This window comes from Mucilaginibacter sp. L196 (assembly GCF_009765905.1).
In the GTDB taxonomy this organism is placed as follows: Bacteria; Bacteroidota; Bacteroidia; order Sphingobacteriales; family Sphingobacteriaceae; genus Mucilaginibacter.
Genome location: NZ_LMUO01000011.1, coordinates 345,451 through 358,097, shown reverse-complemented (window position 1 = coordinate 358,097; position 12,647 = coordinate 345,451). Strand labels below are relative to the sequence as shown.

At 39.4% G+C, this 12,647-nt stretch carries 15 protein-coding genes; 2 read left to right on the top strand and 13 right to left on the bottom strand.

Annotated features, from left to right (window positions below):
- Positions 1-9: 9 nt before the first annotated feature.
- A complete protein-coding gene (locus tag GSQ74_RS09105; RefSeq protein WP_158992410.1) occupies positions 10-1,908 on the bottom strand; it encodes a prolyl oligopeptidase family serine peptidase in 1,899 nt (632 codons plus the stop codon).
- A 142-nt stretch (positions 1,909-2,050) separates the two neighbouring features.
- Between GSQ74_RS09105 and GSQ74_RS09100 the strand changes: the two genes are divergently transcribed.
- Positions 2,051-3,859 (top strand): tetratricopeptide repeat protein, encoded by a 1,809-nt coding sequence (locus GSQ74_RS09100; protein WP_158992408.1) that lies wholly within the window; start codon positions 2,051-2,053, stop codon positions 3,857-3,859.
- Between the two features lie 142 nt (positions 3,860-4,001).
- Positions 4,002-4,304 (top strand): DUF4286 family protein, encoded by a 303-nt coding sequence (locus tag GSQ74_RS09095; protein WP_158992406.1) that lies wholly within the window; start codon positions 4,002-4,004, stop codon positions 4,302-4,304.
- 69 nt (positions 4,305-4,373) lie between these two features.
- On the opposite strand, the gene GSQ74_RS09090 is transcribed toward GSQ74_RS09095, so the two are convergent.
- From GSQ74_RS09090 to GSQ74_RS09035, 12 genes are all read right to left on the bottom strand, one after another.
- Positions 4,374-5,132, bottom strand: coding sequence for a metallophosphoesterase (locus GSQ74_RS09090; protein ID WP_158992392.1), 759 nt, complete (start codon positions 5,130-5,132; stop codon positions 4,374-4,376).
- 174 nt (positions 5,133-5,306) lie between these two features.
- Positions 5,307-6,155: an OmpA family protein gene (locus GSQ74_RS09085; protein WP_158992390.1), complete on the bottom strand. Its 849-nt coding sequence runs from the start codon at positions 6,153-6,155 to the stop codon at positions 5,307-5,309.
- Between the two features lie 18 nt (positions 6,156-6,173).
- Positions 6,174-6,836, bottom strand: coding sequence for a DUF2461 domain-containing protein (locus GSQ74_RS09080; RefSeq protein ID WP_158992388.1), 663 nt, complete (start codon positions 6,834-6,836; stop codon positions 6,174-6,176).
- Entirely contained in the window at positions 6,814-7,215 is a 402-nt protein-coding gene (locus GSQ74_RS09075) for a DUF983 domain-containing protein (protein WP_158992386.1), read from the bottom strand. The genes GSQ74_RS09080 and GSQ74_RS09075 overlap by 23 nt, the downstream gene beginning before the upstream one ends.
- Before the next feature lie 32 nt (positions 7,216-7,247).
- Positions 7,248-7,526, bottom strand: a complete 279-nt coding sequence (locus tag GSQ74_RS09070; protein WP_158992384.1) for a hypothetical protein — start codon at positions 7,524-7,526, stop codon at positions 7,248-7,250.
- Positions 7,527-7,550: 24 nt separating this feature from the next.
- Complete coding sequence (locus tag GSQ74_RS09065; RefSeq protein WP_158992382.1) at positions 7,551-8,123, bottom strand: DUF420 domain-containing protein; 573 nt, start codon at positions 8,121-8,123, stop codon at positions 7,551-7,553.
- 119 nt (positions 8,124-8,242) lie between these two features.
- Positions 8,243-8,944 (bottom strand): SCO family protein, encoded by a 702-nt coding sequence (locus GSQ74_RS09060; protein ID WP_158992380.1) that lies wholly within the window; start codon positions 8,942-8,944, stop codon positions 8,243-8,245.
- A complete protein-coding gene (locus tag GSQ74_RS09055; protein ID WP_158992378.1) occupies positions 8,944-9,291 on the bottom strand; it encodes a cytochrome C oxidase subunit IV family protein in 348 nt (115 codons plus the stop codon). The genes GSQ74_RS09060 and GSQ74_RS09055 overlap by 1 nt, the downstream gene beginning before the upstream one ends.
- A 19-nt stretch (positions 9,292-9,310) precedes the next feature.
- Positions 9,311-10,039 (bottom strand): cytochrome c oxidase subunit 3, encoded by a 729-nt coding sequence (locus GSQ74_RS09050; protein WP_158992376.1) that lies wholly within the window; start codon positions 10,037-10,039, stop codon positions 9,311-9,313.
- Between the two features lie 19 nt (positions 10,040-10,058).
- Positions 10,059-10,634, bottom strand: coding sequence for a cytochrome c oxidase subunit 3 (locus tag GSQ74_RS09045; protein ID WP_254060838.1), 576 nt, complete (start codon positions 10,632-10,634; stop codon positions 10,059-10,061).
- A complete protein-coding gene (cyoE, locus tag GSQ74_RS09040; protein ID WP_158992374.1) occupies positions 10,631-11,506 on the bottom strand; it encodes a heme o synthase in 876 nt (291 codons plus the stop codon). Before cyoE ends, GSQ74_RS09045 begins: the two co-directional genes overlap by 4 nt.
- Positions 11,503-12,564 (bottom strand): heme A synthase, encoded by a 1,062-nt coding sequence (locus tag GSQ74_RS09035; RefSeq protein ID WP_158992372.1) that lies wholly within the window; start codon positions 12,562-12,564, stop codon positions 11,503-11,505. The genes cyoE and GSQ74_RS09035 overlap by 4 nt, the downstream gene beginning before the upstream one ends.
- Between the last annotated feature and the right edge of the window lie 83 nt (positions 12,565-12,647).

Here is a 12,647-nt window from a genome sequence, read left to right as displayed (position 1 = left end):
ACAAATGGATTATCGTTTAACCCGCATGTTAGTATCTAAAAACTTTTCAATTTCGGTATACATTTGCATCCTGTTATGCTCACTTCTGAAAAATGCACGTTCATTTTCCTTTAAAAAATAGGATACAGGTACGTTTTGTTTGTGCAGTTCAATTACAAACTGATTTAATTCGCTTATGTTGGCCTTAGGGTCTTTAGCTCCTTGAAAAATGAGTAATGGCGCTTTGATCTTATCAGCATGAAAAACCGGCGAAATAGCTCTTAATTGGTCAGCATCAGTTTCGGGGTTACCAATCATCTCATATATCATTTGCAACGATGGTTTGAAAAAAGGCGGCACATCCTTTATATAAGTAAAAAAATTGATGACACCATTTTGTACAATAGCGCAGTTATACAAGCCCGGATGAAAAGACACGCCATACAAAGCCGAGAAACCACCAAAACCCCCACCAAAAATGGCTATCTTTTTAGGGTTAGCCGTTTTATTAGCAATTAGCCAGTTTACACCATCCGTTATGTCCTGCTGTATTTTACCACCAACCTGCTTAAAACCAGCGCTATGGAAAGCCTTGCCATAACCTGTGGAACCACGATAGTTAACCTGGAAAACCGCATAGCCCCTGTTCGCCAAAAACTGAACTTCGGGATTATATCCCCAGGAGTTGCGACTCATCGGTCCGTAAGGCCAATCATGTGGCATAACCACAATTGGTAAGTTTGTTGAATCTTTTCCTTGCGGATAGGTCAAATAGCCGTTAATCAGCGTACCATCGCTTGCTTTGTAGGATATGGGCTTCATGGCACATAACTCATCGGGTTTAATGCACGAATTAATATCTCCAAGTTTAGTTAGCTTACATTTTTTTCGTTCAAACAAATAAAATGAGCCCGGATCACGGTCAGTATAACTATTAATGATGAATTTATTTTCGGCGCTATCCCTATCAACAATTCTGATCTCGTATCCTTTAAGCTGATTCTCAAAGTTTTTATAAATACTTGCCATGCAAGTATCCAGAAAATGTTTTTGAGGATAAGCCTCTTCCCATGAAGCATATTCAACTTTATGCCTATTTTTTGAATATTCAACGCTCATAATATCGGCGTTGTTATTGGCATAAATTTCTTTTACTTCTTTGCCTGTTTCCGCGTCAATTTCAACTAATGCCGTTTTGTCCCGATTAACATTTGATAGGGCGTAAAAATCATTTTTTATACCGGTAAAGGCAATTGGTTCAACACGTGTTTTAAAGTTATTAGTGATGATTTGCTTAAACTGACTATTATCATCATTACGGTACAATATTGTTTCATTTACACCATCAGATGCCTTAACAAGCCTTATTTTACCATCCGGGTCCGGGAACCATTCGGTAAAATTGCCCGGATTAACCAGGTATAACTTTATTTCGCCTGTTTTAATATTAAGCCTGTATACATCCGTACGGGTTGGGTCATCTTTATTCATCGCCACGTTGATGATATTCGGATCTTCCTTTATCCGGCTAATCACCCGCATGCGTACCTTATTCCCTGTCATTAACAAATGGAGTTTCATGGTAGCTATATCCAACGCGAATATTTTCAGCTGATCAGTTGCTATGATATCCTGGTTAAAAACCAACTGATCGTTATATGTCCAATAATAATCACGCAGCGAATAATCAGTAAAAGATGTGGCCATACGCTCTTCACCATCGGCTAATGATTGTACAAACAGGTTTAAACGACCTTTATAAGGCTTTAAATAAGATATGTATTTACCATCGGGAGATATTTTGAAACCGCTTTTTTGAGGTGTCCTGAAAAATTCATTTATAGGTATTTGCACAGCACCATTCCGCATACAGGAACTGAACGCCATTGCCATCACCATAAATAAACAGAAACAAACCCTTCTTAACATCTTAAATAAAAGTATAGACGCTCAAATTATGCAATTTAGTTTAGGTAATAATTAATGTCACTATAATTTTACCCGTAAACTTATGTTAAATATTAAATAATACTTGAAATTGGATTGGTTTAAATTAGCTATTTTTGGATAGATGAAGTGGTTTTTCGCGATTATTCTTATTGTTTTTATCGGCTCATACTCAAAAGCTTATGCACAGACCGATGATTTACCACTAGCTAACCAGTACTTTGCTAACGGCGAACAGTTAAAGGCGCTAGATATTTATCAAAACTTATTTAAAACTAACAACGAAGCTTATTATCCATATTATATTAAATGCCTGCTAGCGCTTAAAAAGTTTGATGACGCCGAAAGTCTCACTAAAAAAATGATGCGTAAATATCCTGGCGATAATACTTACCTCATCAACCTCGGTAACATTTATACGCAAACCGGCAATAATGATAAAGCCGACGCCTTGTATAATGACTTGCTAAAGAAGCTCCCTGCAGATCAAAACGCCATTAGTGCCTTGGCCGGGCAATTCTATCAAAATGCCAATATTGATTATGCCATTAAAACGCTTGAAGAAGGGCGCAAAACTTTGAATAGCGACAAAGATTTTTCGTTTGAGCTCATCATGCTTTACAAATATAAAGGTGATAAAACTTCGATCATAAATGAGTACCTGAAGTTCTTACCCGCAAACCCAGGTTACCTGGCTCAAGCTGAGAACACCTTATCAAACATGTTTGAGGATAATGATGGTTACGATCTGCTAAAAACAGCCTTATTAAAAAAGATACAAAAAGAGCCCGAACAAACCATATATATTGAGCTGTTGATATGGCAATATCTGCAACAAAAAGATTTTGACCAGGCACTGAACCAATCACTGGCATTAAACAGGCGCAGTAATGATGATGGCAGTAATATTTACGCGCTATGCCACACCCTAACAGCTAATAACGCTTATGATGCCGCCATACGTGGCTACCAGTATTTAATTGATAAGGGTAAAGATGCGCCATACTATATCCCGGCTAAAATAGAACTCATCAACACAAAAAACATTAAAATTACGGCAGGTAAGTATACCCAAGCCGATCTGATTGAACTGGAAAAGAACTACAAAGATCTGTTAGCTGAATTTGGCGATGTTACCAATACAGCATTCGCAGTAGAACAGTTGGCAAAACTACAGGCTTTCAAACTGCACAAATTTGATGAAGCCGAGCAGTCTCTCGAACATGTGATTACCATTCCCGGTGTACAACCGGAACTATTAGCGCAATGCAAAATTGATTTGGGCGATGTTTATTTAATTACCGGCAGACAATGGGATGCTACCTTGTTATACAGCCAGGTTGAAAAGGATTTCCCGAACACCGACATCGGGCAGGATGCGAAATTCCGTAATGCCAGGCTGGCCTACTATACCGGCGACTTTTACTGGGCGAAAAGACAATTGGATGTACTCAAAGCAGCTACTTCGCAATTAATAGCAAACGACGCGTTGAACTTGTCGTTATTAATCGGTGATAATTTAACTGCGGATAGCAGCGGCAATGCGTTAAAGATTTATGCCCGTGCAGATCTGCTGATTTTTGCAGAAGAACCGGAGCAAGCAGTAAAAACTTTAGATAGCATTGATAAAAAGTACCCCGGCAACGCTTTGAGTAACGATATTTTGATGGCGAAAGCCCGAATCCTGATCCAGCAAAAGGATTATACCGATGCGATACCTTTATTAAAGAAAATTTACGAAGATAGCCCAACTAATCTTTGGGCAGATGATGCCGTGTTTATGCTAGGCGATATTTATGATAACCAATTAAATGATAAAGCGCAGGCTAAAATCTATTATCAGAAAATCATAACCGATTATCCTGGCAGTTTATGGATAAATGATGCAAGGAAAAGATTTAGGGTGATAAGGGGGGACTCGCCGACGAGTTAACCACAGCATGACATCCTTTCTTTATAACGTCATTGCGAGCGATAGCGCGGCAATCCCCGACTTGTATATTGGCCTTGTAAAGTTTGGGATTGCCACGTCGTTACACTCCTCCCAATGACGATAGTTTTAGTACTTTTGCATCATGATCGTATACAACGAAACACTTATTGTTGAAGAAGGCGCTTACCCGGAATGGTTAAGCTGGATGAAAGAAGTACATATCCCGGCTGTAATGGCTACCGGCTATTTTGAAAGCTACCGCATATTAAATGTGATCGACTCCCCAAACGAAGGGGTAACAGCCTGCATACAATACAATACCGATACCGAAGAAAAATTCGCGCAATTTTACGAACAGCATTTACAAGGCTTGCACATCATCCACAACCAGCGTTATGAAGGTAAATTTGTGCTTTACACTACGCTGATGGAAACTATTGATTAATTGGAGTGAAAAGTTTAAAGTAGAATGTTCAAAGTTTTAATCGGTTGACTTTACACTTTTAACCTTCAACTAAACTCTCAGATCCTTTGGCATACGGCCGTATAATAAAAACTTAGCAGCATTCGCATTACCGTGAGCCTTGGCTTGTTGTGATGCAGCAACCCAATCATAAGCACAATTAATTTGCTCAATGCTAATGGCATTACCGTCAACAGTTATAATGGCATACTTGGCATGCGGTGTCATGGATTCCATAGCGAAGCGGTATTCACCGTTACCCAAATAGGCAGGCAAGCCAACACTACCAGGGTTCAGGATTATTTTGTTGTTTGATAGATAGACCACGCGGTTTACATGCGAGTGCCCACAAAGGATTATACGCTCTTTGATATGTGTTGTTTTCGCGATCAATTCTTCATCGTTATAAACAAATACACCGTACTGGGTTACTTTCTCTAAAAGGTATTCATTGTCGCTTTCGGGTGTACCGTGACAAACGAATATCAGGTCATCAACCGTGGTAGTATTCGGCAACATTTTTAGCCAATTTATACTCAAATCGGATAAATCAGCCACTACCCTTTCCATATCAGCTTTTTCTGATTTTTTGGTAAAGCTCTCCAGTATTTCCCTGTCGGTATTACCGCTGATGCAAATCATCGGCGCAGCACGGAGCAGATCGGCAGTAGCTTCAGGTTCTAAAGCACCAAAGAAGTAATCGCCCAAATTGATGATCGTCTCAATATTCCTGGCTTTTATATCCTTGAGCACGGCCGCAAGCGCTAATGCGTTTCCGTGAATGTCTGATATGATGGCATATTGTTTCATGGTAATGAATTTATATTCCCTTTTGTCATTCTGAGCGGAGCGAAGAATCTATCCGTTATACATGGCGCAAATGTCTATCGGATAGATTCTTCGCTCCGCTCAGAATGACAAGGTGATGAATAACATTATCTATATATAACAAAAAACCTCCTATATGTCAGGAGGCTTTTTTAATTATTTAGTAATTAAATTATAAAGCTCATCAAGCTTAGGCGTAAGCACTATCTCAATGCGCCTGTTTTTAGCTAAAGCCTCAGGTGTATTGCTTGGGTCGATAGGTTGGTACTGGCTTTTGCCGGTAGCGGTTAACCTATGCGGATCAACTCCTTCAGTTTCGCTCAAGTAACGGGTTACCGATGTTGCACGCAATACGCTCAAATCCCAGTTATCTTTTATCTGGCCAAGGTTAATTACCTTTTTGTCGTCAGTATGGCCTTCTACAGCGATATTAATATCCGGTTCTTTATTCAATACTGCAGCTAATTGCTTTAATGCCTGTTTTCCTTTATCGTCAATAGTGATACTGCCTGAAGGGAATAACAATTTATCAGTTAACGATACGTATACCTTACCGTTACGGATATCAACCGTTAAACCATTTTGCTGGAAGCCTAATAGCGCTTGCTGCAACTTATTCTTCAAAGCCTGACTAGCGGCATCCTGTTTATGCAAAATATCTTCAACCTCTTTTAAACGGGCCTCACGCGCCTGCAAATCACCCGATAGCTTGGTTACCTTGGATGAAGTAGCATTATAGTTATCGTTTAATGTATTATAGTTACCGTTAAGTGTATTGTATCTGTCGTTCATGGCTGCTAACTGGCCTTTCAGGTCGGCAATTTCGTGATGCAGGCGGGCGGTATCACCTTGCAGACTTGATACTTCAGCATCAAGATTAACGGTACGGTTTTGCAGTGAATCACGATCAGCAACAAGCGCTTTATATTTTTTAGGGGATAACACCACGCAGGAGTGCAGGGTTGTGCACAAAATCGCGGCAAAAAAATAGTGTTGTATTTTCATTGTATGGTGAGTTTTTAATTAAGCAATAGCGTTTCTTAAGAAAACTGTTAAGGGGTATAGTTTAGTACAAACTTGCGCCACATAATCCACCGCATCCGCCTTAAACAAATCTTTGTCTTTTATTGTATGTGAAACTATAAAACTTTTTAGTTTTAGCAAGTCGATATTTTCATTATCGGCATCATAACCTTTGGGTACGGTCTTTAATCTATCCTGATCACGGAAATTGCCAAAAAGCTTCACAAATTCCGGATCATCAATAATCGATTTCAAATCGTGGGCATTGTAGTCTATCTCCTGCCTGATGGCCTTTAAATGTTCTGCTTCCGGCATCCAGTAGCCACCGGCAATAAAAGAGGCACCGGGCGTCAGGTGAAAATAATATTCAACACCGCCAAGCTTTGAGCCTGTGGTTGGGATGCTGATACCAAAGTTATTTTTATACGGTGCTTTATTTTTGCTGAACCTGATATCGCGATAAATGCGCATTACACATTTCTTCGGATCAAGGTTTTCATCAATCGTAGGGTCGATCTTTTGTATTTGCTTGATAAGCTTGCCGGTAAAATCAATTACATTTTCGCGGGCCTTATCATAATCCGCTTTCCGGGTTTGAAACCATTCGCGGTTATTGTTATCAATAAGCTCTTTTAAAAAATCAACGGTTTGCGGGTTTATCATCAGTATCTAAATGTGGATAGTAATGTATTTTGGGTGATAACCAATATAATAAAATCACCCTTGAATATCGGAAATTTAGCGGCGAAAGCAATAAGCATCCGCTAAATATAACGCCTAAATATAACCAGGGCGATGTAGTATTTTGGGTGATAACGCGTGTTGCTAATGCAAGCGCTACCGATTCGGCAACATTCATGGCATAACTCACATACATGGCTGCATAAAAGTAGCCCGGTTCAATCTCGAAGTATAAATTACAATGCGGGCAATTCAGATTTATCTTACCAAAGCTGTAAGTTCCCCCATTAAACATATTACCCCGACGGCAACGTGGGCATTTGGCATGCAGCATTGCCCATGCTTTGGGTGTGGTGGCCATAATTACGTGTAACGGTTTAAAGCCGGGTGTTATTAATTCAAATGCAACTTTTCGCTGCGCATATTCAGGTCAACGTTTTTGCGTCGATATTTTTTGTACCAGATGATGCCCAACGCTGCAATAGCTAAGTATGGAGCACCCAATAAATACATAATACCGTGATTCAATCCGTCGGCTGTTTTGCGGCCATCTTTAACATTTGAGGCAACGTTGGCCGCACATATGGCACATTGTGCTTTTACCGGCTGATAGCTCAATGCGGTAAAGCCGAAGGCAATAACAAACAAAAATATTTTTAAGCCCTTTTTCATGCTGCAAATTTAATTAATTATAACTTAGAAATGGTAGTAAGGCGAGATCATTAAATAAACAATAACCCCTGTTACTGTCACATATAACCATATCGGGAATGCCCAACGAACCAATTTTTTGTGCTTCTCCACCTGCATTTGCAGGCCACGGTAAAAGCTCAGTAATATCAACGGTAAAACCCCGGCTGCAAGTATAATGTGTGTTATTAATAACACGTAATAAAAGTAACGGGTATTACCAGCCGTAATTTTTTCCGCGGCAGACAATACACCATCGCCGTTAATATCTCCGTACCTGGTTTCAGGCGCTAACCAGTGGAATAAAATATAAGATACCAGGAAAAGCGACGACAATACAAAAGCCAGAATATTTATGCGCTTGTGCATAGTAATATTCAGTTTTTTGATGTAGTACAGGGATATCAATAATAGTACGCTACAGGTACCATTTAAGATGGCGTTAAGCTTCGGTAAAAAAGGCATAAAAGCTGGCATCTGTGCTGGCTTGGGTATAACTTTCAAGCTTAAAACAAATACAACAACAAATACAAAAACAGATACTGCTGCTACAAAACGGAATATAAATTTATCAGTCATAGTTTTTTGAGAATCAAGAGTTAAGATTCAGGAATCAAGGCTGATCCACCGCGTCCTTAACCTCAATTATGATTTAAATTTACTGTAAAATCTTGATTCTTGAATCTTACTTCTTGAATCTAATACATAGAGTGGTCGTTCTTACGAATTTCCTCAGCTATCTGCACTTTGATCTCGTTATCCAACCTCAACATGTCATCGTCGGATGTACCGGAGTAATAGCCACGGATATGGTGGCTTTCGTCTATCAGCATAATTTTATCGCTGTACACAAAATTGCCGTTACCTTCATCCAAAGCATTCACTAAAAACCCTTGTCGCGCAAGCGGATAAATAACAGATGTGTCTCCGGTTAAAAATAACCGACGGGTGCTATCTGCATTAAACTTATTACTGTACGTCTTTAAAACTGCAACGTTATCACGCTGCGGATCTACCGTAATCGAAATAAACTTAGTGATCTTATTATGCGCATATTCCGCTGCCAGCTTACTAATGCTTTGATTTACCTGATTGCATAAATTAGGGCAATTGCTGTAAAAAAAGTTAACGATCAGTATTTTGTTCGTCAGCGTTTTTAAGGATACCGGCTTACCATTCTGATCTTGCAGATTGAAATCAGAAATATTATGGTAGATGGTATCCGGGATTGACTTACCCTTAACCATGTGGCTGCTTGTAGCCAGTTCCTTTGGGCCGAAGTACGGTAATGGATCGTAACGGTTTTTGCCCTTAGCGGTAAGTAAATAATATAAAAATCCCGGCAATGCTAATATCAAAGCCAGGATTACTATTTTTTTCAGAATGTTGTTTTTGCTCATTACCCCCTCAAGGTAATCCAGTGGTGGCTCTCGTTAGTAAGTACCAGGATTAAACCGATAATAAACAGAACAGGAACAACTATTGATATGATAAGCCCTGTTTTTTCAAACTTTAAGTGCATAAAATATGCAATAATATAAAACGCTTTAAATAGTGTTAAAACGATGTATAAAGGATTTGCTATGTGCCCAGGGATAATTCCTTTAGGTACTAAAATAAGCGCTATAACAAATTCAACACATGTAATGCCCAGCAATATGAAAAACACTTTCCATATTTTGCCTTTGGTCATTGATTCATGTTCTTCGCCATGCTCTGCATGCGCGTCTGTAGCGTGTGATGACATATGATTTGTGATTAAAAGATCAAACTAAATAAAAGAATGTAAATACGAATACCCATACCAAATCTACAAAGTGCCAGTAAAGGCCAACTTTTTCGATCATTAAATAGCTACCGCGTTTTTCATAAGTACCCAGTAATACGTTAACGGTAATAATGATATTAATCACTACGCCTGTAAATACGTGGAAACCGTGGAAACCTGTAATGGTAAAGAATAAGTTAGCAAACTGGTGTGCCGAAGCTGCCTGTGCCGCATAAGGTACCCCTATCGCGAAAAACTCTTGTAGTTTTTCAGGACTTGTTGGGATACTGCTCCACCAAAAGCCTTCGCTATGTAAGTGATTCCACTCCAATGCCTGGCATCCTAAGAACATTAAACCACCAATTACTGTGGCTATCATCCAACCTATAACCTCTTTACGAGCGTTACGGTGACCAGCCTCAACAGCCAATACCATGGTAACAGAGCTCATGATGAGGATAAATGTCATTAAACCTACGAACACCAATGGTGCGCCATGCTCAATTAAGCCCGGTACTGATTGGAAAACCAATGCAGCTGATGGCCATGCATATGCGCTGAAACGCAAAGCACCGTAAGCAATTAATAATGATGAAAATGTGAATGCATCCGATAGTAGGAAAAACCACATCATCATTTTTCCGTATTCAACGTTGAACGGAGATCTTCCCCCCGACCATGGTGTTGATTTTACCTCATCAATTTGTGATACTGCTGCTGTACTCATCTGTACTTATTATGGGTTGTTAATATTGGTTCAAAAGTAAAAAAACATACAGATATATCCATATAATATCGACAAAATGCCAAAAAATACCGGACATCTCCATTCCAAACAAATTCTTTGCCTGTGGCACGTTTTTGTAACTGCGCCATAGGGTGTTAATTATCAGTAATAAACCTGCGAAAATGTGTATCAGGTGCATACCGGTAAACACATATATGAATGATTGGGAGGCATTTGGGTTTATAAAATATACGCCCATCTTAATTAAAATGCTCCAACCGTAAATCTGTATTACAAAAAACAACACGCCTAAGGCCAGTGTAAGCCATAAAAACAGGCGTTGTTTGCCAAATTCCAACCGCTTCGCTGCCCTAGAAGCAATAAACATGGTAATGCTACTGATAATAATTACCGTAGTGCTGTACATAAACGCCCTTGGCAGTATAATGTTAATAGCATGCTCGCGGCCGCCGGTATAAACTATAAAGCCGCTGGTAAGCGCTGCGAAAAACATAAACGATGTGAATATGAATATCCACATATTGAATTTTTTGGGGGCGAGGTTATATTTATCTTCCTGAATCTGTGCCATCATTTCGCTTTTCCTATAAAATCAAATAAAAACATAAGCTGCACTATCGGCAGATATAAAAACGACCCATACATGAGTTGCTTTGCCGACTTAATTGTACGTGTACGTAACAACGTAAAAGCCTGGTACAAAAATACTAAACTGCAAATTAACGACACAACACCTACGTAGTAACCACCGAAATGGTAATAAGTTGGTAACCAGCTTACCGGTATTAAAAATATGGTGATCAGAAATACAATCAGCGCGCTGGTAAAATCGCGTTTACCGGTGGGTAACAACCTAAAACCAGCCAATTTGTAATCATCATCCAAAACCCAGGCAATAGCCCAAAAGTGTGTAAACTGCCAAACGAATTGTATACCGAACAATATTAAAGCTACCTGGTCAATAGTTCCATAACCTGCAACATAACCAATAAGCGGTGGTAATGCACCCGGTATAGCACCTACAAAAACCGCTATAGGCGATTTACGTTTTAATGGTGTGTATGCAAAAGCATAAAGTATTATAGAGAATACAGATAGTAGTCCCGTAGTTAAATTTAAGCTACCTAGCAAATAGGTACCTGCTATCGCCATAAATAAACCTAATACCAATGCCTGTCCGGTTGTCATCCGTCCGGTAGGGATTGGGCGGTCCATAGTGCGCTTCATCAATTTATCGTAATCCTTTTCGATGATCTCGTTAAAGCAATTTGCTGCTGCTGTAACTAAAAACCCACCCACAATTAGTATTATCCAATTTTTCCAGTTGATAACACCATGGGTCGCAGGATTTGCCATCCCACCGATCAAAAATGATATAGAGGCGGAAAACACCACCAAAAATGTAAGCCTGGTTTTAATCAGTTTCGAAAAATCGCTCAACTTCATTTGCTTGCTCCCTGTAAACTAACTGATTTGTGAAAATTGAGCAGTAGATAAAACTGTGCCCCAAATATTAAACTCGCCAACACAATGTGCAATGCCTGTGCATATGGCGGTAATGCTAAATACGATAACAATATGCCGGTAACTATCTGCAACATTATCATCAAAAAGGTAAAGCTCATTAATTGCTGCTGAATAGAATGGCGGGTAAAAGTACGCCTGATTAAGGCGTATAACACCACGTTTATTATTAATACCAGCATAGCTAAAGAACGGTGATCAATAAAAATACTACCCGCATCAGTTATCCAGTCTCCACGGTAACCGCCTTGCAAATGGCTTGATACTTCATCAATTTTCTCGCGGACTTCGGTTCCGAAAATAATCTGTATTACACTAACTACCAAAGCAATAAGTGTAATAACATATACCAATGGACTGGTTTTAATCCGGTTCTTATCATAAACCTTCGCCATAAAGTAAGTACTAATGGCTATGGCTAATATGGCTAACGCTAATAACATATGTACGGTTACAATACCGGCAACCAAATTAGTAGAAACCACAATGCCGCCTAACCAGGCTTGGAAGCCTACCAGTATCAGGTTAAATACACTTAGGATAGCTATCATCATGCTATACCTGAAATAGCTGAAAGAATAAACGGCCGTAAAAAAAAGGAATATGCCGGATATTGCGCCTAGTAAGCGGTTAATATATTCCGTCCATGTTCTGGTTGCATTAAATTCTTCAGGAATCAGGATAGATTTGTCGTTGCGGATTCGCATAGCCAGATCGCTGTAACCAAATACATCAAGGGTTTTAGCAAACCTTTGATTCTTTTTGATACGACCAGCAACGTACTTCTCTTTGTAATCTTTTGGCAGCTGGCTAATATCCGTTGGGGGAATATAACCGCCGAAGCACTTAGGCCAATCGGGGCAGCCCATGCCTGAGCCTGAACTACGTACCACGCCACCAGCTAATATTAAAACAAAAAGCAGAATAATAGTTAAGAGGTTAATCTTCTGGAATCTGTTTTTTGATGCGGATATACTCATTTAATGTGCTAAAAAATTAGGGTATCTGTTTTAGGAAAATATTTCCGGTACAGATACCCTAAAAGATCAGATCGGTATGTATT